Annotated in this window: 22 protein-coding genes; 8 read left to right on the top strand and 14 right to left on the bottom strand. The window is 29.9% G+C overall.

Annotated features, from left to right (window positions below; all coding sequences use genetic code 11):
- Positions 1–42 precede the first annotated feature (42 nt).
- Positions 43–501, top strand: coding sequence for a spore coat protein (locus RYO54_RS02385; RefSeq protein WP_315115237.1), 459 nt, complete (start codon positions 43–45; stop codon positions 499–501).
- A gap of 168 nt (positions 502–669) precedes the next feature.
- On the opposite strand, the gene RYO54_RS02380 is transcribed toward RYO54_RS02385, so the two are convergent.
- From RYO54_RS02380 to RYO54_RS02365, 4 genes are all read right to left on the bottom strand, one after another.
- Positions 670–1,410, bottom strand: a complete 741-nt coding sequence (locus RYO54_RS02380; RefSeq protein ID WP_399548929.1) for a polysaccharide deacetylase family protein — start codon at positions 1,408–1,410, stop codon at positions 670–672.
- Positions 1,411–1,571: 161 nt separating this feature from the next.
- Positions 1,572–2,216, bottom strand: a complete 645-nt coding sequence (locus RYO54_RS02375; RefSeq protein WP_315115233.1) for a DUF4397 domain-containing protein — start codon at positions 2,214–2,216, stop codon at positions 1,572–1,574.
- Between the two features lie 173 nt (positions 2,217–2,389).
- Positions 2,390–3,304, bottom strand: coding sequence for a DUF4179 domain-containing protein (locus RYO54_RS02370; protein ID WP_315115231.1), 915 nt, complete (start codon positions 3,302–3,304; stop codon positions 2,390–2,392).
- Positions 3,294–3,821, bottom strand: a complete 528-nt coding sequence (locus RYO54_RS02365) for a sigma-70 family RNA polymerase sigma factor (RefSeq protein WP_315115229.1) — start codon at positions 3,819–3,821, stop codon at positions 3,294–3,296. The genes RYO54_RS02370 and RYO54_RS02365 overlap by 11 nt, the downstream gene beginning before the upstream one ends.
- A 238-nt stretch (positions 3,822–4,059) precedes the next feature.
- On the opposite strand from RYO54_RS02365, the gene RYO54_RS02360 reads away from it, so the two are divergent.
- Complete coding sequence (locus RYO54_RS02360) at positions 4,060–6,183, top strand: ATP-dependent helicase (protein ID WP_315115228.1); 2,124 nt, start codon at positions 4,060–4,062, stop codon at positions 6,181–6,183.
- A 446-nt stretch (positions 6,184–6,629) separates the two neighbouring features.
- Positions 6,630–7,376: a hypothetical protein gene (locus tag RYO54_RS02355; protein ID WP_315115225.1), complete on the top strand. Its 747-nt coding sequence runs from the start codon at positions 6,630–6,632 to the stop codon at positions 7,374–7,376.
- A 161-nt stretch (positions 7,377–7,537) separates the two neighbouring features.
- Here the strand turns inward: RYO54_RS02355 and RYO54_RS02350 are convergent, their stop codons facing one another.
- Complete coding sequence (locus tag RYO54_RS02350) at positions 7,538–9,466, bottom strand: WG repeat-containing protein (protein ID WP_315115222.1); 1,929 nt, start codon at positions 9,464–9,466, stop codon at positions 7,538–7,540.
- A 145-nt stretch (positions 9,467–9,611) separates the two neighbouring features.
- Between RYO54_RS02350 and RYO54_RS02345 the strand changes: the two genes are divergently transcribed.
- Positions 9,612–11,627: a methyl-accepting chemotaxis protein gene (locus tag RYO54_RS02345; protein ID WP_315115219.1), complete on the top strand. Its 2,016-nt coding sequence runs from the start codon at positions 9,612–9,614 to the stop codon at positions 11,625–11,627.
- A gap of 81 nt (positions 11,628–11,708) precedes the next feature.
- On the opposite strand, the gene RYO54_RS02340 is transcribed toward RYO54_RS02345, so the two are convergent.
- From RYO54_RS02340 to RYO54_RS02320, 5 genes are all read right to left on the bottom strand, one after another.
- A complete protein-coding gene (locus RYO54_RS02340) occupies positions 11,709–12,329 on the bottom strand; it encodes an N-acetyltransferase (protein ID WP_315115215.1) in 621 nt (206 codons plus the stop codon).
- A gap of 120 nt (positions 12,330–12,449) precedes the next feature.
- The gene (locus tag RYO54_RS02335) at positions 12,450–13,691 is read right to left on the bottom strand and encodes a HAMP domain-containing sensor histidine kinase (protein WP_315115211.1); all 1,242 of its coding nucleotides are present in this window, start codon (positions 13,689–13,691) and stop codon (positions 12,450–12,452) included.
- A gap of 6 nt (positions 13,692–13,697) precedes the next feature.
- Positions 13,698–14,393, bottom strand: a complete 696-nt coding sequence (locus tag RYO54_RS02330; RefSeq protein ID WP_315115208.1) for a response regulator transcription factor — start codon at positions 14,391–14,393, stop codon at positions 13,698–13,700.
- A gap of 558 nt (positions 14,394–14,951) precedes the next feature.
- A complete protein-coding gene (locus RYO54_RS02325; RefSeq protein ID WP_315115205.1) occupies positions 14,952–17,459 on the bottom strand; it encodes an FtsX-like permease family protein in 2,508 nt (835 codons plus the stop codon).
- An 11-nt stretch (positions 17,460–17,470) separates the two neighbouring features.
- Positions 17,471–18,157: an ABC transporter ATP-binding protein gene (locus RYO54_RS02320; protein WP_315115203.1), complete on the bottom strand. Its 687-nt coding sequence runs from the start codon at positions 18,155–18,157 to the stop codon at positions 17,471–17,473.
- 431 nt (positions 18,158–18,588) lie between these two features.
- On the opposite strand from RYO54_RS02320, the gene RYO54_RS02315 reads away from it, so the two are divergent.
- Positions 18,589–19,353: a CAP domain-containing protein gene (locus RYO54_RS02315; RefSeq protein WP_315115201.1), complete on the top strand. Its 765-nt coding sequence runs from the start codon at positions 18,589–18,591 to the stop codon at positions 19,351–19,353.
- A 226-nt stretch (positions 19,354–19,579) separates the two neighbouring features.
- On the opposite strand, the gene RYO54_RS02310 is transcribed toward RYO54_RS02315, so the two are convergent.
- A complete protein-coding gene (locus tag RYO54_RS02310) occupies positions 19,580–19,780 on the bottom strand; it encodes a hypothetical protein (protein WP_315115199.1) in 201 nt (66 codons plus the stop codon).
- Between the two features lie 232 nt (positions 19,781–20,012).
- On the opposite strand from RYO54_RS02310, the gene RYO54_RS02305 reads away from it, so the two are divergent.
- From RYO54_RS02305 to RYO54_RS02295, 3 genes are all read left to right on the top strand, one after another.
- Entirely contained in the window at positions 20,013–20,180 is a 168-nt protein-coding gene (locus tag RYO54_RS02305; RefSeq protein WP_315115197.1) for a hypothetical protein, read from the top strand.
- 639 nt (positions 20,181–20,819) lie between these two features.
- A complete protein-coding gene (locus tag RYO54_RS02300) occupies positions 20,820–21,029 on the top strand; it encodes a hypothetical protein (protein WP_315115195.1) in 210 nt (69 codons plus the stop codon).
- A 207-nt stretch (positions 21,030–21,236) separates the two neighbouring features.
- Positions 21,237–21,518: a YmaF family protein gene (locus RYO54_RS02295; protein WP_315115192.1), complete on the top strand. Its 282-nt coding sequence runs from the start codon at positions 21,237–21,239 to the stop codon at positions 21,516–21,518.
- A gap of 222 nt (positions 21,519–21,740) precedes the next feature.
- Here RYO54_RS02295 and RYO54_RS02290 read toward each other — a convergent pair whose 3' ends face one another.
- The 3 genes from RYO54_RS02290 to RYO54_RS02280 form a co-directional block, all read right to left on the bottom strand.
- Positions 21,741–21,962 carry a helix-turn-helix domain-containing protein gene (locus tag RYO54_RS02290; protein ID WP_315115190.1) on the bottom strand — a complete coding sequence of 74 codons (222 nt, stop codon included), beginning with the start codon at positions 21,960–21,962 and terminating at the stop codon, positions 21,741–21,743.
- 954 nt (positions 21,963–22,916) lie between these two features.
- Positions 22,917–23,423 (bottom strand): hypothetical protein, encoded by a 507-nt coding sequence (locus RYO54_RS02285; RefSeq protein WP_315115188.1) that lies wholly within the window; start codon positions 23,421–23,423, stop codon positions 22,917–22,919.
- Positions 23,424–23,582: 159 nt separating this feature from the next.
- Complete coding sequence (locus tag RYO54_RS02280) at positions 23,583–23,960, bottom strand: PH domain-containing protein (RefSeq protein ID WP_315115186.1); 378 nt, start codon at positions 23,958–23,960, stop codon at positions 23,583–23,585.
- Positions 23,961–24,133: the final 173 nt, after the last annotated feature.

Here is a 24,133-nt window from a genome sequence, read left to right as displayed (position 1 = left end):
AATACTATAACTAATTTATATTAAAGAAAGGGGTTTTAAATTATGGCACTTACTAATAAAGAAAAAATGCTAATAGAAGATAACTTAAATGCGGAGTATTTATGTATAAGAAAATATGAGCAATATGCTTCTATGGCTACCGATTCTCAGTTAAAACAAATGTTTACGGATTTAGCTAATAAAGAACATGAGCATGCAAATACTCTTAAAGGAATGCTACAAGGAAGCAACATAACTCCTCAGAACATATTTGATAGCTACACTCCTCCTAATGGAGATCAGTCTGCTATTCAACAAAATCTTGGAATTACCGATGCTCAATTATTAAACGACGCACTATCTACAGAAAAACATGTATCAAGTTCTTATAACACTGCAGTATTAGAATCTGTAGATCCTAACATAAGAAGGCAGCTTCAACATATTCAAAAAGAAGAGCAAGAACATGCAGAAACTCTATTTAATGCGATGCATTCTAGAGGATGGTATAACGTAAATTAAAATTGCGACGCAATTTTTCTTCAGTGAAAATTGAAAAGTTAAGAATGAAAAATTATGGATAAAATTCCACTAGAAATTTCTAAATTATAAAATTTAAGAATTCCCTACAAGGGAATTCTATCCTTTATTCTTCACTTTTAACTTTTAACTCTTCACTCCATAAAACAATCAAGAAACAGCCTTTTTATAAGGAAAATAACATTCAGGAGTGTCTTCATCAATTACTCTAAATTCATATCCTTGTTTTTTATAATAATTTATTATCATAGGTAATGCCTTACAGGTATTTTTATGCATATAATCACAATGCATGAGTAATATAATTGGATTAGGTTTTGTCTTCCCCTTTGTAGCTTCTTCAAATAATTTATTTGGCGGTGTCTTGGGTTTTATTCCGTCAGAAACACACATATTCCAGTCATATATTTTGAAGTTACAGCTATGCAATAATTCTAACATCTCATCATTTAGACGTTTGCTACTACCTCCAGGGAATCTTAATATATTAGTGGAAACATCTGCAACCTTTTTTATTTCATCTCTACTATCATGCATTTCTTTTATAAAATTCTCTTTATTAGAATATATTTTTTTAAAATTATGAGTATATGAATGAAGTCCTATACTGTGCCCTTCCTTATTTATTCTTCTTACCATGTCTTCATAGCCTTCAATTTGATTACCTATTAGAAAAAAAGTAGCCTTCACATCATTTTCTTTTAATATGTCTAAAACTGTTTCTGTTACAACGCTAGGTCCATCATCAAAGGTTAAGTATATAACTTTTTTATTTTGGCTTGCATCCACATCAGCAGCTTTTACATCTTCAACCGCTAAAGAACATATAAAATTAAATATAATAACAAAAAGTAATACTATAGATAATCTTTTCTTCTTCAATTCATCCACCCTCAATTTTATTTATTTTAAAGATAAATTATATCTTACTATTTATCTTTACCTATATAAATTAATTAATAAGTGGAAATGGACGTAAAGCCTGTATGTTAATGTTAATTTTAAAAATTTAAAAAAGAAGGTATTTTGAATAATACCTTCACTAAAATATATTATCTTGGTTCTGTAACTAGTATGCCTACTAAAGGTGGAGTTCCTCCAGACAGACCAACGGCATAAATAGTATAAAAATTATTAGCATCTAATTTAACATTAGGAATAGTTGCAACTATATTGTTTGTACCGCTTGGTCTTAATTGTATGGTATATGTTCCTGATGGGATGCAGGCATATTGTGTAAAATCTTTATAATTAACATCACTAAATATTTTACTACCATCTGAAAATGTTACGTCCATTCCAGGTGCATTTGGAGATAAGTGAACGAATCTTATGCAGGGCACTCCAAAATTTTCGGATCTAAGTGGCTCTGGAATGGGATAAAGGGTTATATTAGGTGGCATTCCAATAAGTGCTACATTGAAAATAGTATCTTGTGGAATAGGTAAAGTTGTATTTATTATTGGACTTGTAGTCTGTCCTGCAGGATATATTTTTATATTGTAGTTTCCTGGAGGACCGGCAATATACCTAGATACCTCTTTATACGCTAAATTCATTATAGTGGGATTATCATTAACATAAACATCTACAGGTCCTGCATTTGGAGATGCATTGAATATTCTAAAGTGAGAGTTTGTACCGTTGACTCTATAATTCCGATTGTTACACCTATATGCATAAGGACAATAAAACATAAATATTTGTCTCCTTTATATTTATAACTAGTAGTATAATATGAATTCCACCATAATTTGTGTTTATTGTAAATTAAAAAGAATTAAAATAAAGGCTACCAGTTCCCCACTCTGGTAGCCTTTGTTCATACTAGAATCTTTTTTTATAGTTAAGGTTAAAATTCAACTATAAGTTAGTTAAGAGAATTTGGAGCTTCTTCTCCCATTCTTTCTTCTATAAAGAAATTTAAGTTTGAGCCATACTTGCCTTTAACTTCTTCAAGTCTCTTTTCTGCTTCTTCTTTAGAATTATAAAGTCCTACTTCTATGCAGAATGTTCCATTTAAATCTTTTAACATTCTCTTTCCGTTTTCTTCAAATAAAATTTCTTCTGTTATGCCAATTCCTTCACCAAAAGGCTGTGATTCAGTTCTTACAGAGTACATAGTTTCGCCTTTAAGTGTATCCTCTTTTAAATCAACTTCTAAATAAGCAGGGTCTTTATATTCTTTTACTTCATATTTAATAGGTTTATTAAATACCACTGTAAATCTAACCATTGAATCATCAAGTGTCATAAGTTTATAAACATCATATATATATTTGCTTTCTTTCAAGCCCTCAAAATATTGTTCAGCATTTAGTTCTCTTGCTCCACTTATTGTAAATGTCATAGTATACGGATTATTTTTATAGTCTATTTCATAGCTTGGTGCTGTACTGGAAGCTCCCTTATCTTGAGCAAAATTAATTATTATACTTTCACTATCTTTATTAGATTTAATCCTTATAGCATTCACATCTGATCCATCTGTTATTTTTCCGCCTGCTCCTTTTCCATCATTAAACTGAAGCACCTTAACTAATTGTCCTACTCCAGGTATATTTATTAATGAGTTTGCAAATACAGGCATAGTGTTTACGCTTATTGTGAAAATAACTATTACAGCGGCTGCAATTCCTGCCCCTTTTATCCATTTTCTATTTACTTTTTCTTTACTCATTTTATCTCCTCCATTTTTTAAAGCATTATTAACCACTTCATCTAGATTATTAGGGATTTCTATTTCTTCATAAACTTTCTTTAAGTCATCTATTTTATTGTTCATCCAAATCTGCCTCCTTAAGATTTATTTTTAGTTTCTCCAGTGCACGGTATAAACGGGTCTTGACTGTATTTATAGGCAAATTTAAAACTTGTGAAATTTCATTTAAGGTCATATCCTCAAAATACTTTAATATTATTACTGTTTTATATTTTACGTCTAATTTTTCAAGTTCCCTTCGCAGATCCATTACTTCTTCTCTATTAGCTGAATCTGTATCTATACCTTCAATATTACTTTCATCCATATAGACAATTTTTTTAAACTTTCTTAAATGATTTATGGAACAATTTATTGTAATTCTTGTCAGCCAAGTATTACAATACTGAGGATTTTTTAAGGTATCCATAGATGTTAGTGCCTTATAGATTACGTCTTGAACTATATCTAAGGCATCATCTACATTATTTACATAACTATAAGCTATTTTATATATGTGCTCTTTTCTATCCTGAATTAATATATTAAAATTTTCTTTATCTCCATCGATGGTTTTGTTAAAAATCTTTACCAGCTTCATCACTTCCTTGCAACTTAAATTATAGATCTATAAAATTAGACTGTATTTTTTTATTTCACTAATTAGACAAACTATCTCCACAAATTGTTTCAAAAAATATTTTTTTATTTTATCCATTATTCCGTCCCTTATTTTGCCCCTCCACTGTTTTATGATATAATATAGCCTATCATATTCTAGGGAGGTTTTAAAAATAATTAATGAAGGCTATGTAAATTTTTTAGAAAAGAATTGTAATTTGAAATTAACTGAGGAACAAAAACAAGTAGTTTTTAACATAGATGGCCCTGTAGCCGTAATAGCTGTACCAGGGGCAGGCAAAACCGCTACATTAATAAGTAGAATAGGCAATTTAATAATAAATCACAAAGTTTCCCCAAACAGAATACTAGCATTAAGCTTTAGCAGAGCCTCTGCCAGGGATATGAACGAAAGATTTCATAAGTTTTTTGGAGATGTGGTTTCTGAAAAAGTTAATTTTTCAACTATCCACAGCTTTGCTTATAGGGTTATAATGGATTATTCTCGTTACATAAATACTAAATATACTCTTATCGAAAGCAATGATTCTCCCATAAGTAAAAATAAACTACTTAGAAATTTATATTTTAAGCATAACAAAGACTATATAAACGAAGATAAGTTAGAAGAATTATGTAGCTACATTAGCTTTTTAATAAATAAAATGATAAACACAAATTCAATTAATGAAGATGAGCTTCCTGTACCAAAGGCTTTAGAAATATATAAAGACTATATTAAAACACTTCAAAGAAATAATTTTATAGATTTTGATTTAATGCTTTTAAAATGCTATGAGATACTAAAGAACAATGAAAAAATATTGAATTTTTATAAAAGTAAATATGACTATATTCTCTTAGATGAGGCTCAAGATACATCGGTATTACAATTTCAAATATTAAAACTCATGCTAAATAAAAACAAAAATATATGTATCGTAGGTGACGATGATCAAAGCATATATAGTTGGCGTGGAGCTGAAGTTGATCAGTTATTAAATTTTAAAACTCATTTCGGCGAAGAATCTAAAATACTTTTTATGAACAAAAATTTTAGAAGTACTAAAAAAATCGTCAAGGTTGCTAATGAATTTATAAAAGAAAATCATAAAAGATTTAATAAAAATTTATACACTGAAAACGAAGAAGGAATAAGTATAAAAATTACTTATCCTAAAGATGAATTTGACCAAGTGGATTACATAATAAGTAGAATAAAAAAAGAAAATACTCTTACAGAAGTAGCGCTATTATATAGAAATAATCTATCTTCAATTTTAATAATAGATAGATTAATCGGTGAAGGCATTCCTTATTATATAAAAGATAATGCTTCTACATTTTTTAATAGTTGGATTATAAAAGATATATTGACCTTTTGTAGTCTATCCAACGACTTGCAGAACGTAGACTGCTTTGAAAAAATATATTTTAAAATGAAAAGCTATGTAAAAAAAGATCAGATTGAAAATCTCTACAGAGATATCTTATTAGGTAAAAATATCTTTCAATCCCTTATGGAAAACGCCTCAACTGAATATAATAAGCAAAGATTAAAGACTTTAGAGGAAAATTTCAATACCCTTAAAACCTTAGCTCCAGTAAAGGCTATAGACTTTATATTATATGACCTTAATTATATGGAATATTTAAAGGATTATGCTAAAAAATTTAATTATAGCATGGATACTATAAACACCCTGCTAAACACCTTAAAATCTCTATGTTCAGAATTAACTAGCATCGATGAAATAGAGGGCAAATTAGACTTTATAAGAGAAAATATGGAGTCTTCTAATAAAAATAAATATAAAAATGCCCTAACCTTAACCACCTTTCACTCCGCTAAAGGATTAGAGTTTGATACCTGTTATTGTATTGATATGTCTGCTGATATAATCCCCACTAGTGAGAGCATAATAAAAAAGAATGAAGGAGATTTCTCCTCTTATAATGAAGAGGTTAGATTGGCTTATGTGGGAATCACTAGAGCAAGAAAAAAACTATATTTATTAAGTCCTCAAAATAGAAATAATAAGAATTGTAACCCCTCTCCCTTTATCTATAGGTTATCTAAAATAGTATCAACCTTTGAAAAACCAAGCCTGCTTAAAAAAATACTTCCTGAAAAAATATTAGAAGGAATTGAAGACAGAGCTCTAAGAGATAGTATAATTAAGTCTATGAAAGAAGGAGTTACTGTAAATCATAAATCCTTTGGAGAAGGAAAAATAATAATAAAGTCTGGAGATTTTATAACTATATTGTTTGATAATGGTTTAGAAAAGACCTTTTCTGCAAAGATTTGTGTGACAAATAATTTAGTTAGGGTTATATGATGCACATGAATTCAAAAAATTATGGCACTAAATTATCTATATGAAATTGGTTTTACAATTGTAAGTTTCTACAGATATAATTTAGTTTCACAAATAAAGAGCTAAGCATGTAGTGAAGCCGCTCCGGAAAAAGTCGCTATTTCACTATATGTTTAGCTCTTTTATGGTTTTCAAATATTTAAGTGAAAAGTTAGCGATAAAATAAAATGTTACACTCAATATAGGATATAAATAATTTATTTAACTAAATACTTATTTTTCTTAACTTATTGTCAAAACTTAAAAATGCTATATAATGTGCACTATGCATTTGAGCAAAATCTAGAAATTCTTAATTTATTTCTCTATTGTAAATTTATATTTTAATTAAATGCAATGATAAGTAACAAAATCTGGAATAACAGCATAAAATAACAGTGTAGTAAATAAATTCACGAGGTGTATTAATGAATAATTATGATAACTATTTTAGGGACTCTGCAAAATCTGGTATGCACGGAATGGAATCTATGTGTCCAAAGGAAAAAAAGGAAGTAAAACCTGAGCATAAAAAGAGACCTATGTGCCCAGTATGTGGTATGCATAAAATAATGCCTCTATCTGAAATGGATCCTATGGACCCAATGAGTATGTGGGGCATGGAATCTATGGACCCAATGAGCATGTGGGGCATGGAATCCATGGATCCAATGAGTATGTGGGGTATGGATCCTATGGATGAAATGGATCCAATGGATATGTGGGGTATGGATCCTATGGATGAAATGGACCCAATGGGTATGTGGGGCATGGATCCTGAGGACCCAATGCATATGTCTGGTATGAATATGATGCATCCAATGCATATGGGCGGTATGCATATGATGCACCCAATGCATATGGGCGGTATGCATATGATGCATCCAATGCATATGTGCTGCATGCCTATGATGCACCCAATGCATATGTGCTGCATGCCTATGATGCACCCAATGCATATGGGCGGCATGAATATGATGCACCCAATGCATATGGGCGGCATGAATATGATGCACCCAATGCACACGGGCCATATGGAATCTATGCATCATATGCATGAAATGAAACCTATGAAAGAAACAAAACCTATGCATGAAATGAAACCTATGAAAGAAACAAGACCTATGCATGAAATGCCAAATATGAAAGCCTTCTGCGATATGGATGATGATTAAAATCATTACAATGTAAAATAGATCTCACTCATTACCCAAATCAACTAAAAGGACCAATTGCTTATTTTATAAGAAATTGGTCCTTTTAATATTTTAATGTAATATTTAAAATACAATGCTTTAAATATTATATTAAATTTCATATATCCTTGAATTATAATTTAATGATATGATTTCCAAAAGTCACCATTAGTATCGATAATATTCATTATTTCATTATAAGGTATTTTAAAAGTTGGAAATCCTGCTGCATATGGTGCTATTTCATAGGGCTCAAAATAAATATATAATGAATTTTCATCTACATAAAAAGGTTGATCAGGTCTTATTCCTTTGTAAGTCCCTGGAAATACATAAGAATACTCTGGCTTGTTCTTTATTTGCTCACCTATAATATCGCTCAATACTTTTACATAATCGCTATCTTTTTTGAATAAATCCTTTAATTCATAAAATCTTCCCGATACTAAATCAATATGTGGATAGTTTTTGCTTGGCATTCCGTGGGCAGCACCAAAATGATAGATATACCCTGTAAGTTGAAGAACTAATAAATTCTTTTTAAAAAATTCAATTTCAAAGTCACCGTAGTAGGTGTAATCCAACTGAACATTTGCATCTATAGGTTTAACTGCTGACAATTCTTTTAATTTGTCATTTACTTTAATCTCTGCTTCTTTATTTGTCATCCCCATAACCTGTGGATAATAAACTAGGTAGTCTTTATTTGGTTTATACTTTTCTTCTCTTACTTTATATCGATCATTCAATTGTATAATTTCATTTTGCTGCCAAATAATATTCCCTTCCCTATTTAAATACAATAGTCTATAGTCTATATTAGCTTTTATTAAATCATTTAGCAGTTCTAAAGTCCCTGCTCCTCTTACTCCTGGTAAAGTCCTTACTACATTCCCACTTCTATCTATGAAGAAAGTATATTGATCATTAGTTGCAGAAGCTATTCCCCTCTTATATTGTGTAACGCTATTATAAATAAAATTAGTAAAGAATTTTCCATAAACACAAGCAATGGCGTATTTTGATCCCATAAAAGGCTCTTCTGGATTGATTGCCTTTCCTACGGCATACCTGTCTTCTCCCAAGTCAATAATATCATTATGCTCAGCTTTGATTATATAATCCCCTCTCTTATCTATTACCCCATACTTATTAACATAATCCTGTGAAATATTTACTATAGCTCTGCCCTCATGAAATGGAAGTGCTATAGAATATTTAGGCTCTATTACAACTTTTCCATTTATATCTATATATCCATAATTACCACCCATAGTAATTTGAAAAGCTAACCGACCATCTCCTAAATTACCAACAAAAGCATACTTATAAGTGTTTATTATATTTCCAAATTTATTTATAAGGGCATATTCCCCTTCTCTTAATTTTACTACAGCCTTTCCATCATTAAAGTCACTAGCATCTTCATATTTAGCAGGAATTACTTCCCTTCCTTCTAAATCTAAATATCCGTAAACGTATTTACCACTGCTATCTGCATTTGCAAATACAGCTCTTCCCTCTCTATAGTTTGACATGTAATTATATGCTTTATTTGTTATTACTCTCCCTTTTTCATCAATTACTTTAAAATCTTCTCTATCTATTACCACTGAGCGCCCCTCATGAAATTCTCCTATAAAACCATATTTAGGCTCTACAATATAGTCACCTGCTCTATTAATAATCCCAAAAACACCATTTAAACCTACAACTGCAAGGCCATTTTCTTGAAAAGCATTAGCATTATCGTATATAGGATTGATAGCTAATTTTCCACTATCTCTTATATATCCCCACTTTGTACCTCTTAATGTTTTAACTGATGCGGGATATAACCCCTCTATATTTCTTTGATATTTCTTATCCATATTAACCTCTAAAGCATTATTGTAGTACTCCTTTAGAGGGTTTTCTAAAATAGCAATATAATCCTCCCCGTCCAATTGGTACATAACTATTATTTTTCCCATATCACCTCTAGCATCTTCCATGGATATGGATAGAATTTTAGCATTAGGAGGCATATGTTTCTTCACCTTATTTACCAAGTGATATTCATAATTCATAACATAAACATTCCCATTAATTACTATTAAATTTATTATATGAAAATATATTTTTATATGTGCTAATTTAATACTAGCGTATTAACATAATTGTTATATGATGGTATAATTTCCTAGTATCCATATTTAACATAGGAGGTAATGTATGATAAAAAAACATAGCAACAAATCGAAATTTAATTTAAACAACATCGGATTTAAATTAACATCAATTATAATTATATTATGTATAGTCCCTCTATACATATCGGGGTTTTTATCCTATAAAAAATCCTATTCTGTTTTAGAAGATAATTTTAAAATCACCTCTCAGCAAACATTGTCGGAGGTAAATAGAGGATTAGATAATTATTTTGATAAATTTGAAACTCAATTAAATATGTTATCTGAGAATATAGATTTTACGAGCATAGAGGAAAATCCAGAATATGCTCCCTTTCTAAATTATTTATTAGAAAATGTAGCTACAGCAAATGATGATATTATTGGAGTTTATTTTGGAACAGTATCGAAAAAATTCTTCCAATATCCTAATGATAATCTCTCGGCAGATTTTGACCCAACATCAAGGCACTGGTATTCTGATGCTGTGAAAAATAAAGGAAGAGTAACTTATTGTGAACCATATAATGATGTGATAACAGGTAAAATAGTAATATCTATTTCAAAAACCGTGGAAAAAGATGGCAAGCTTGTTGGGGTAATTTCTATAGATTTAGATGCGGAGAAAATTTCAAATAAGCTTTCTCAAACTAAAATAGGTAAAGAAGGGTATGTATTTATCTTTAATCCTGATGGAGTTATGCTGGCTCATCCAGATACTGAAATTATAGGTACAGATGAAGTAACTAAGCAAAGTTTCTGGGAAGATGTCTCTTATAAAACTGATGGTGTTGTAGAGTACGAATACAACAATTCAAATAAAATAGGTATTTACAATACTAATCTAAAAACAGGCTGGAGATTAATGTGTACATTAGATGAAAGTGAATTTTTATCTGACGTTAACACATTAAAAAACACTACTTTATTTTTAGTTACACTTTGCACTTTAATTTGTATTTTAGTCTCTATATTCATAACTAGAGGATTTGTAAAGAACATCGTTAAAATTAAAGATTCAATGGAAAAGGCCTCTAGAGGAGATTTAACTGCAAATGTATTTATAAGTACTAAAGATGAATTTTCAATGTTAGCAGCTAGTTTTAATGAAATGATAGCTAGTATTTCAAATTTAATAAGAAATGCTGAAAAATCTTCAATAGCAGTTTTAGAAACCTCAGATAGCTTTGTCAAAATAGCTGATGAGACTTCTGAAGCTATTAATGGCATGGCTTCAACTATGCAAGAAATTTCTACTGGCACCTCTGAACAGGCTAAAAGCACAGAGGAAGGTTCTCTCGCTATTAATGATCTTTCTGATAAAATAAGTAATATAAACCACTACACTATAGAAGTGGATTCAATAGTAGGTAAAACTAATGATATTACTAATACTGGATTAGTTATTGTTGAGGATCTTACTGAAAAGTCAAAAGAAACTCTTAATTCTTCTCTAGAAGTTAGTAAAATAGTTGGGGAAGTTAATAATAGTGCAGAACATATTAATGCCATCACAGAAACTATTACAAATATAACGGAGCAAACCAACCTACTTGCTTTAAATGCAGCTATTGAAGCGGCAAGAGCAGGGGAATCTGGAAAAGGATTTTCCGTAGTAGCAGAAGAAATAAGAAAACTAGCAGAGCAATCAAGAGATTCCGCCAAAGAAATAAAAGAAATAATAAATGAAATGCAACAAAAATCAAAAGAGGCTGTTATGGCTATGAATAAATCAGAGAAATCTGTACAAGCACAAGAATCCTCTGTTAAAGAAACAGAAGAAATATTTAATGATATACTTAAATCAATGCGAGTTATTACAGAGAAGGTTTCTGGAATTAAAAATCTCACATTGAACTTAGAAGAGAACAAAGTAAACATAATCAGCCAAATGGAAAATATATCTGCAATATCTGAAGAAAATGCTGCAGGAACAGAAGAAGTTACAGCTTCAACAGAAGAAGTGGCGGCAACTATGGAGCAATTTGTATCCCAAGCCGATAACCTTAAAGAAGTAGTAAAAGAGTTAGAAAGTGAACTAAATAAATTCAAGATTTAATATATTTATTTTAGGATGTTTTTTATAACAATATTGATAATATGATATTTTTAAGGGAAGTCTATTTTTTCTAGACTTCCCTTAATTTTTATTTATATATTTTTTCATCTCTATCACTGAACCTAGTCCACCCAACCTTACAAAAATATTTTTATTAATTTTTTCTGTTTCAAATCCAAGATTTTCATAGAGTTTTTTTGCATTCACATTAGTACTAAGAACTTCCAAAGAATAGCTTTCATAATTCATGTCTTTACATATATAAGCGATAAGTTGTGTAGCAATACCTTTCCCTCTATAGTTTACATGAGTAGTAAGAAAGTCGATATAACCCTCTGTTTCTCCTTTTACCGCAGGTCGCCCCATAATCATATTCATCTGCCAACAAACCACACTACCCTTTAATTTCCCAAAAATCTTTTTACATATTTCTTTATTGAAATAAACAGCACGCTTTTCATTATTCCCATATCCCAAAAGCCCTATTACTTCTTCACCATGAAGGCAAACATAAAACATATGGGGAATTATTGCAGAGCGAAATAGTTGACGCAATATTTCTTTATCCTCTGAGATAGTTATTACATTGTGAAATCCATCAACAAAAAGTTCCACTGTTTTATCAATATAGGTTTTATCTAAATCACTTAATTTTGTTATCTTATAATTTTCCATATAAATTTCAAGCCTTTCTATATACATGAAATATCAATAATCTTTACTTTATCCTCTAAAAGGATTAGTTACTAAATTACACTTGTTTTATATAGTAATTATATCATTATTTTGAATAAAATGTATTTATCCTATAAAAACTTTTTGCTAATATTTAAAAAAACTCACAATAAAAGTAGTTCCTACGTCCGTGGTACTTTTTACTTCTATAGTTCCATTATGAGATTCTATGATAGACTTTGCTAAAGCAAGTCCAATACCTACAGAATCAGTTTTCTTTGAAGTTTTTCCTTTGTAAAACCTTTTGAAGATATTAGGTAAATCCTCTTCTCTTATACCTTCTCCCTTATCTGCTATTGCAACTCTTCTGTAAACGAGATTTTCTGATAGCTCAATGGTTATTTCTCCACTCTTTGGACTATGTTCTATGCTGTTTTTAATAATGTTAATTAAAGCCTCCTCAACCCATAGTTTGTCGTGGAGAAAAAACATATCTTCTTTTTCAATAATATTAATGGTTAATTCCTTCTCTAAAGCCTTGCTTTCTAAAGCCTCTAAAGAATCATTTAATGTATCATTTAAACTTAAATTTTCTTTATGGAACTCTATTGCATTGGCATCTAACTTAGCTAGTTTTAGTATACTTTTAATTAACCATTCCATTCTATTAAGTTGGTTTTGATTATTCACTAAAAAGACTTCTCTTTGTTCTTTAGTCAAATCTTTTTTTAACATTATATCATTATATACTATCATAGAGGAAAGAGGAGTTTTTAATTGATGGGATATATCCGACAATAAATTTACTAAAAACTCTTTTTCATTTTGTAATTGCTCTAAATTATTTCTAATTATTTCTCTCATAGAATTAAAGGAGGTAGCAAGTTTAGAAAAATCCCCTTCCTTATCTTCTTCAATGGCTATATCATACTCTCCATCTATTACTTTTTTTGCACCTAATGTTAATCTTCTAATTTTTTTATAAATGGATATATGTTGAAAATAGTTGATTATAAATATTGTAGCTATCATGACAATAAATATAAATATAGTATAGTAGTTATTTTTCTGTATAGTTTTATTTATATAAGGGAAAAACTGGTTTTCTAAATTCTTGCTCACTCCATACTGAATTAAAATAGCCTTTCCTTTATCCATCTCTTCTTCTGATGCTTCCCTTACAATAAGAGGCATAATCTCTTTTTCTAAATCAGGGTCCTTTTCTATTACCCTTGCAGCAATTGCCCCTAAGCTCTTCACATAATCTTCTTTTAACTGATGGTGATGATATTTTAACACAAAGCATGAAATAATTAAAAACACACTCATTAAAGACACTAAAACAACAGAGCTTTTTTTAAGCTCTGGATTAATAAAATACTCCTTCATAATAATCTACTCCTTAATTACATCCATGTTCCACTTATACCCCATCCCTCTTTGAGTAACTATGAAATCAGGTTCTTTAGGATTATCTTCTATTTTTTCTCTTATTCTTTTTATATAAACAGATAAAGTATTTTCGTCAAAAAAAGGCTCTTCTCCCTCTAATAATTCTGTTAATATATGCTCTCTTTTCATTAAAATATGTGGTTTGTTTATAAAAACTAACAGTAATTTATATTCCTGGGAAGTAAGTGTTATATTTTCTTCGTTTTTCTTTACTATTGCTGTGGATGTATCTACTAATATATTACCGCTTCTCAGCTTCGTTCCAGTCACCATATTCTTAGAATTCCTTCTTATCAATGCCTTTATTCTAGAGAGCAACTCCCTTACCCTAAAGGGCTTTGTTATGTAGTCATCTCCCCCTATTTCCAGCCCTAAAACTATGTTAACTTCATCATCGCAAGCAGTTAAAAATATTATGGGCACATCACTACTTTTTCTTATAAATTTACATAAGTCGTACCCACTGCCATCTGGTAAATTTATATCTAATATAATTAAACTAAAATCCTCACTATTCAATAACTTCTTTGTATCCTCAACAGTAAAAGTTCTTATAACTTCATATCCTTCGTCCTTTAAAGTAAATTCTATTCCAAGGGCCAAGGATTCATCATCTTCAACTAATAATAATCTATTCATATATTTCACCTCTTACTAATTATATATTAACCCTTGCTTAGATAAAAGATAGCATTTTTAGGTTTAAAACAATAGATTCATAGAAATAAGTTATTTACATCCTATGTTAAAGTTCAACTAAGTTCTTTAAATATTTTTAAGACATAAGGGAGCTAAGTATATAATGGAAGGAGCACCTTTTGTGACGCGACATCATTATGTACTTAGCTCCCCTTTGGATATTAAATTATTCTTGTAGAGACTTACAATCCTGAAAATATATTTGTAAGTCAAAAGGAGCTAAGCATGTAGTGAAATAACGACTTTTTATTGAAGCAGTTTCACTATGTGCTTAGCTCTATATTTTGAAACCCCAATTATTTTTGTAAAAACTTATAACTTTTAAAAATACATCTGTAAAACACAAGGGAAATGAGGTATATAGTGGGAGGAGCGCCTTTTTGTGACGCGACGTTACTATGTATCTCAGTTCCCATTTTTTGATACCTAATTGCTTTTCTAGAAACTTACAATTGAGAAATCAATTTGATATAAATAGTTTTGCATCCTATTTTTCATCTAAAACTCTTCCCTTATAGCTTCAATTACATTTTCTTTTTCTATTCTTCTAAGTGGAGCAAGCACTGATATATATCCAATTATCAAAGCTGCTATTCCTGCAATGCCTATTGCATTCCAAGGTATTTTCCAACCAAACTCTCTTACACTAGACATACCCCCAAACATTGCGTAAGATAGTCCAGAACCTATGATAGATCCATAAATTGTACCCACTATACCATATAAAAACCCTTCTAGTATTATCATTTTCTTCAATCCACTTTGGGTTAATCCTATGGCTTTTAAAGTACCAAACTCCCTTTTTCTCAATATGATATTTGTAGTTAAAGTGTTTACAATATTTACGCTGCTGATTAAAGACACCACTATAACAAATCCATATAGCAATATCTTTACCATTAATACTGCTGAATTACCTTTTGCATTAGCGTCTATATGATTTATCATTCTCAATGAAGGATTGGATTTTATGACTCTTTCTATTTCCCCTTTGGCTTTTTCTACATTTTTATCACTTTTATCATTTTTTGATATTATATTTAAATTTATAGGCTTTATTTCTTTTAATTCCGTTAATTTTTTACCTACTTCCTCTGTAGTTACCATCTTTAATCCCTGTTGGCTTCCTCTAAAATTAAAGGGATCATTTTCTAAAATTGCCACTATCTTAACCTTTTTTACTTTACCTTTTCCAAACTCTAAATCATATTTATCTGGGTTTACATATTGAAGTTCAATTTCATCCCCAACCTTCATATTTGCAACGGGGCCATAAAAGCTATTTTGTGTCTCACTATTATACACTCTATTCTTGTCAATCAATATTACGCCATTTTCCTTATTTAATTTTTCTTTATCAATACTTCCGCTTTTCAAATATTTTTTAGACGCTTCTAATGCTTCATCATCATAAATTGCCATAGAAGATCTCATAAGGGTTTTGTCTACACCATCTAATTTTATATCTTCATAAATCCCCTCAATATTTTGAACATCCTTATTCTCTTTATTTTTATCTATAACAGAAAGAAAATCATAATTACTATAAACTCCGTAAACTTTATCTACAGAACTTAACCCTTTTAAATCCTTTATTATTCCCTCATCAATGGCAAGATTATTTATAGTGGCTTCTTCATCCCTTACTATTGAAAAACTAGTTTTTGAAGATTCATTAAGATCACTTCCTACATTTAATGACATATCCATGAAAGATTTAAAGGTAATAAATAAAATCACACTGATTGCTATAGAAAAAATTGTTGCTCTATATCTCTTTTTATTTCTTTTTATATTTTTAGAAGCTAGTGCTCCTTCAAAACCAAATAATGTCCCTATAATTAAGCTTTTTCTTCTTTTAATATTTTCTTTAGTTATTGAGTTTCTACTGCTTATGGCTAAAAGTGGTGAAAGCTTTCCTGCAAAATGTGCTGGTATAAATGCGGATATATATATGGTTACTAATCCTAATAATGCACTTATTCCTAAGACTTTAGGTGATATTGAAAATTTTAATGGTACTGATCCAAACATATCCTTAGCAAGTAAATCAAAGGCTATACCAATACCATATATAGCTATGACACCACATAATAATCCAATTGGTATACCAATCAATGCTAATATAGTTGCTTCTCTAAATACTATATTTCTAATTTGTTTTGGTGTTGCACCTACTGCCCTTAAAAGGCCAAATTGTTTTATTCTTTCTACTACGCTTATATAAAATGCATTATATATTACAGCTATAGTTGCTATTACAACTATTCCAATTATTATTGCAACAGTTATATAAAGTCCTCCTAAGCTTGAGTTAAATCCTCCAGCACCCTGCATTTCTAGTAGATATGCATTTTCTATAGCCTTTCCTTCTGGTACTAATTCTCTTAATTCTTTTACTGCTTTTTTTAAGTTTGCTTTTGGATTTATCTCCACAAGCATAGTAGCTCCCTCTGTTTCCACCTTATCTTCTTTCCTTAGCAGCATCCCTTTAAAATCCATTTGATTTTTCATAACATCCTCAAGTATACCTACTAGCTTATACTCTTTATCTTCAATCTTAATTTTATCTCCAATTTTAATATTATTGTCTATAAAATCTAATACCCATTTTTCCGCTGCCACTTCTTCAGGCCCATTTGGAAACTTACCTTCTTTAATTCTATATGGTGTTAGTTCAAGGGCTGCATCTGTTGCTACTACCTCCTCTATAGGTAAATCTTTAAATGCCATTTCCTCACCAATTCTATACATTCCGCTCCTAGAAATCTTAGGGTTATTCCTCAGCTTTAGAGCTAAGCTTTCATTTACATCTTCATATGCTACATGATAGGAGCCATATGTTCTCTTCATGTCTTCTATCTGTAAATCCTGCAGCCCTTTCAAGAAAAGTCCAATGGAAGATATCAATGCAATAGATAAAATTATTCCGATAATGGTAAGTATAGTTCTTTTCTTATTCCCTTTTAAATATTTTCCTGTAAGCTGGTTATAATTAGTTATCATGCCTTCACCCCCTAGTTACTTTTCAAATTTTTATCCGAAGTTATTTCCCCGTCTGCAATAGTAATTATTCTATCTGCCATAGAAGCTAAATTAACATCATGGGTTATAAGTATTAATGTTTGATTATATTTTCTTGCAGTAAACTTTAATAGTTCAATAACTTCTTTTGAATTTTTACTATCTAGGTTTCCAGTGGGTTCATCAGCAAGTATTATAGATGGCTTATTAAGTAGCGCTCTACCTATTGAAACTCTTTGTTGTTGTCCCCCTGATAGCTCTGAAGGTAAGTGCTTTTTTCTATCTTTAAGCCCAAGTATTTCTATAAGCTCACCTAAATATTTCTTATCTATTTTATCTTTATCTAATAAGGCTGGAAGAGCTATATTCTCTTCTACATCTAAAACCGGTATTAAATTGAAAAATTGAAATACAAAGCCTATTTTTCTTCTTCTAAATATTGCAAGCTTTTCTTCTTTATAATTGTAAATGCTTTCTCCATCTATAATTACTTTTCCGTTAGTAGGTCTATCTAGTCCCCCTAAAAGGTGAAGTAAAGTACTTTTTCCTGAACCAGATGCACCAACAATAGCCACAAATTCTCCCTTTGTAACAGATAAATTTACATTTTTAAGAGCCTCTACTTTATTACTTCCTTTACCATATATTTTACTTAAGTTTTCCACCTTTAATATTTCCATACCTATCTCTCCCTTTAATATCTTATATACACACTTATTTTCATACACAGCTATCTACCAATCCTTACTGTATCCTCATAAACCTTCCATAAATTTTACTATTTTTCATATCTAGTTTTTCCTGTAAGATAAACTTATAAATAAAGCTCTATGTATAAAAAGTTTTACTTATTTATGAAGTTTCGCTCTAGCATGCCATGTTACCATTATACTTCACTCTTATTGCCCACTCCATGTCACTTTACTTACAAAGAGAAAGACTAATCTTACCAATATGTAAGATTCAAATGTATGCCTCCTTTTCTAAATTTTTAAAAGAGGTGGGAGAAATTTGACCTTTTCCCATAACAATACCTTGGACTTGTCCACCCTACCTGGCGTATAATACAAATTGTTAACTTTTAAAAAAATATTTTAAGGTGGGTGTTACAATGAATAAATCTTCCATAAGAAAACTTATGGCTACTTCAGTGCTTACTACAGTTATAACAATGTCTAACATACAATTCGTATCTGCACAAGGTCTTAATCGCTCAACTCCTGCAATTAAAAACATTACTTCAATTGCATCTAAATACAAAATAGACTTGAGCAAAATTAATGCTAATTGTGCAAAGAATCAGTCTAACGGTAGCAAAGAGGTAAACAAGACTACTAATGGTAATACTAACTGTAAAGAGCAAAACTCAAATAACAACGTAAACAATAACAACAATGCAAACAACAACAATAACACAAACAATAACAACAATACAAATAATAGTGGAAACACAAATTCTGAGACAAATAACAATAATTCAAGCATAAGTGCATTCGAACAAGAAGTAATTACACTTGTTAATGCAGAAAGAGCAAAAGCTAATTTACCAGCACTTAAAGCTAACGGAGAACTTTCAAAAGTAGCAAGAGTTAAATCTCAAGATATGATTGATAAAAACTATTTTTCACATACATCACCAACTTATGGATCACCATTTGACATGATGAAAAAGTTTGGGATAAACTACTCTGCAGCAGGTGAAAACATAGCTTATGGACAGCGTACAGCTAAAGAAGTTATGGATGGATGGATGAATTCACCAGGACATAAAGCTAACATATTAAATAAATCTTTCACTGAAATAGGAGTTGGACTAGCTAAGAGTTCTAATGGAACATACTATTGGACTCAAATGTTTATAAATCCAGCTAAATAGATAGATAAAGAATAGGAACTGCTTTGGCAGTTTCTATTCTTTTAACATTTTTTAGGCACAATAAAAGCACCTACTAGTTTTATTTAGTAAGTGCTTTAAAATTTTTCACTGTCATATGATGACCTTTTTTTAATATGTTTTTGTGATATGATACCCTTCTACCATTTCGGCATTAGATATATTTAAGTATTTAATTTAGGAGCTAATTTTTATATTTTACGATCTTTTACCATCTTATAGTAACATTTGCTATAGTTTTTTTATTAATAAAGAACATATATAAACCTATTTTATATTCAAATAATTTTTCATCTTCAGTATCTCTTAACCATTTAATAAGTTCTTCGATCTCATCTTTATTCATTTTATAGTTATCTTCTTTGCCCGAAATATATGCTATTGTCACATTTGGTAATTCACCATACATAAATATCCCCTCCCATAAAATCTATATTCATTCTATAAAAAATTTATTCCTTCTTCTCATTTTTTTAGATTGTAAATTAAAATATTAATGCCTTGTATTTTAAGTGAATAATCTATGTAGCTTTGTCAATAATTTAAATATCCTACTAAAGATTAAAAATGCGTTTGCAAAAGATGCTAATTTATACACGCCTGATAAATAATTAAGCAATTATTTAAAAGGGGGAATTATAATGAAGCATCTGACAGTAGGTCTTTGTGCACTATCCATATTTACACTTTCTGTGCATTATAAAATAGTCAAAATAGACCTAAAACCTCTTCATAAAAATGCATGGGATATTGTTGTATGGATAGCTAGTCTAACGCTAGGAGTGATAATATCCTCCTGGCTTAAGTAGACTGGAGGGCAACTTCTATTAATAGAGGTTGCCTTTTGCATTTCCTACTAATTCTTATTACCTTCAGATTAAATGCATCTTATATCATATCAAATGATTCTTAGCTTCATATGGAGTTTGCTTAAAAGGAATACTTACTCCAACTGAAGGTTATTAAGAGAGTTCTTAGAAGCTTTGCTTCTTAGAAATCCTTATCCTTTAGGGGAAGAACTTATCCAGGGACGTAGCATCCGTTATGCACAGCATAAGAACTCTAAATCGCTGAAGCTCAAAAGTTCTAATATCTCCCACTTATAGAAAAGCAGAGAACCAAAATTTTTGATTTTATGTGAATCGCTTTCATAGAGTGCGATGGGAGTATTACGGATGGTAGTCATCGGATAAAATTGAAATTTATAATTTTTATTTCCTTGTTTCAAAAATTGGTAACCATTTTCTTACACATGAATACTATATTACTATGTATTTAATTTATCTGGAGGAATGTAAATGTATTTCAGAAACAATGACGAAATTTTAAATCAGGATTCTGTTGAAATGCGCAGTGATTGCCATAAACATCACGAAGATCGTAAAGGCCATAAAGGTCATAAACATGAGAAATGTAAAAAGTGTCTTATGATAAATTTTTGTCCTCATATGTGTTGGCCACACATGATGCCTTATCACATGATGCATTCTAACCCATCACCTCATCACATGATGCATAGTAGTATGGAATGTGACGATAACGATATGTATAGATCATTTTTAGATCCAGCTTTCGATGATCCTCGTGGTCGCCGTCGCCGCCGTGGTCGCCATATTTTCCATCATCACGTTCATCATCATTTTCACCATATGAGATGATGATTCTTTAGATAAGTACCATTTATAATAAAGTACACAAATATAACTGCAGTCTTTTCTGCAGTTATATTTATTTATATATCTACTTCTATTTGCTTAGTTCCTATCATTCTTCATATCCTCACACCTCTTGCATTTTCCAAATAGTAACATTATAGTTAAAACAGCATATATTATTTATGTATAAATAAACTTGGAGGAATTTCAATGCCACAACATTCTCACGCTTACTCAGGTGCAACAACATACAATCAAGGCCATATTCATCACTATGGTGGAGTCACTAATAAAGCTGCAACTGGAGTACCGCATAATCATTGCATGGAAGGTATTACAACCTTTAATGACGGTCATGAGCATAGTTATACCACTAAAACAGGTCCGGCAATCGCTTTACCCGGTGGATGTCATTATCATTACTTTCAAACTAAAGTAACTCTTGTAGATGGACATATTCACTATATAAGTGGTTGTACAAGTGCTGATTAATTTAAGAAAATACTTAAACTTTTAGATAGCTGTTTACCAATCAAGGTATATTTTTGATAAAATCGCACATACTAGATATATGCCTTCATTCTCTACTGAAGATAATAGTTTTTTTACCGTCTCTTATCTGAAATCCATAACTCAATCGGATACACCCTTTGTTGAGGGTGTATTTTGTATTCTGGTAGAATATATTATATTCTTTATGTAGTTTTTTCATTTTTAATGGTTTTTGTTCCAATCTATTATTTTAATGGACCTAGGTGACCGCTCTATTCTTTCAATGTACCCCTTATTCTCTAATCGTTCTAAATAATCACTCACAGTAGAAGTTGATTTTAATTCCAATATATAAGCTAATTCTCTAATAGTTGGTGGTATTTTATTATCATCTATGTATCTCTTTATAGTATTCAATACTCTCTCTTCCTTTTTAGTTAACATTACGCATCTCCTCTTTTAGCATATTATGTATTTATTATATCGAACATATGTTCTTTTGTAAAGTATATGATTATATTTAGTCATTTAACTATTTATTTAAAAAGTGAAGAGAATAATAATTAAATCTCTCAAGTTGATTTCTCAATTATAAATTTCTACAATGATAATTTAGTTTATCAAATAAAGAGCTAAGCACGTAGTGAAGCCGCTCCAGAAAAAGTCGCTATTTCACTACATACTTAGCTCTTTTATATTTTACAAATGTTTAAAGAAAAAGTTTGTAGTAGAAGAGTATCTTATATTTAACATAGGATGTATTTAAATAAAACATTTGTAACTAAATTATCAATTCTTTTAGATATTAAACCTTAATATAATATGCAACAAATTTTTTTATCAAATATTTCTATATATGATTTCATTGTGTGAAACTTTAAAAATGCTATGTGGTGCGCCCTATGCATTTGAGCAAAATCTAGAAATTCTTAATTTATTTTAGAAAGATACCATTAAGATGCTGCACATGTTTGACCAAAGGGAGTTTGTCAGCATTAGGGATTTTTATAAAATAAATTTTAGAAGTTCTTATTGCAGCAAGACGGCATAAGAAGCATTGCATAGCATTTTAAATTTTTTATTGTAATTCTAAAATTTTATAAGCTTTAAAAGTTGCGACAAAATTTTATCCAATTTCTATTTTACGAAACATAAAAAGCATAAAACCCAACCATTATTACCGAAAACCCCATGAATAAAAGGAATAATTTTCTATAATTCATGAATGTATCCTCCCTATAATTAAGATATCTATTTATATCTCTTTTATAAATATCTTTTCATCATTATAGTAAAATTATACATATCTTTCATTTATCACTCCATATCATGGCTCTTACAATAAATTTTACAATCTTACAATTTAGTAATTTTTATATTACTTAACTTTTATAGCTATTAATTCTCACTGATATATCTCCCAATCAGTTTTTCTACCTCTTTTCTCTGTTCAACTTCCACTTCAAATTCTTGATCAATAACTGAGTTTCTAAATCCTAAAATTTCAAATTTTATTTTATTTTCGTCTATCCATTGATGATTTTTAATTTTATCCCATTTATAAAAAGTAGAGGTTCTATCATTTCCTATTGATATCCCTCCTTCTCTTATTCCCAAAGAATGTTTTTTTATGATAATATTATAAATACCTATTTGCAAATAAAGAATAATTTTCATTAATTCATCCCAATCTGTTTCTCTATATTTTAAATAATGTATAAAGTGGCGCATTAAAAATACACTCATTAATATTAGAAAACTAGTCATAATAGTAGGATACTTCTTATGCTTTGTTGTTAACAGCATTTTACCTCTAGCATTTATTTCATATGTACCAGTAAGTATAGAGCAAAATAATAATATATTTCCAAAGATTAAAATTTGCATCCCTTCTGTTATTCTCACTTCATCACCCCATTTAAATTGTAGCATATATTCCTTAATTTTACATTATCTAAAAATATAAGCTAGTAATCTATTCTAAAAGTAAAAAAATAAAAACAGCCTATGTAATCATTACTCTTACATAGGCTGTTTATTCCATAAATTTAAATTTCTATTAATTTATCCTAAAACATATTCCGCTAGTACGCTTTGAAGCTCATAAATATTTAAGCTTCTATTGAATTGCTTTTCTATTGGCATTTGTGTACCTGATATCCATATTTTTAGCTCTGCATCCAAGTCAAAATGTCCTGCAGTTTCTATGCTAAAATGAGTTATAGCTCTATATGGAATTGAATGATACTCAGTTTTCTTTCCTGTAACACCTTGCTTGTCCACTATAATCAATCTTTTATTTGTAAATATAAACATATCTCTAATCAATCTATATGCTTTTTCAACTCTTTCACTAGGAGATAATATTCTTGAATATTCCTTTTCTACATTCTCTATAGTTACTTCTGAAGCATTACCCATTAATCCATCAAATATTCCCATTTAAAAATCCTCCTTCAATATCAAGTGATTCTTAGCTTCAGATGGCGTTTGCTTAAAAGGAATACTTACTCCAACTGAAACTTAGAAGAACTTATCCAGGGACGTAACATCCGTTATGGGAGTATTAAGGATGGTAGTCATCGGATAAACATATTTACATTATATATTACATT

Origin of the sequence: uncultured Clostridium sp. (assembly GCF_963515715.1) — a bacterium.
Lineage (GTDB): Bacteria > Bacillota > Clostridia > Clostridiales > Clostridiaceae > Clostridium_AW.
This window is presented reverse-complemented; position numbering and strand designations above follow the sequence as displayed.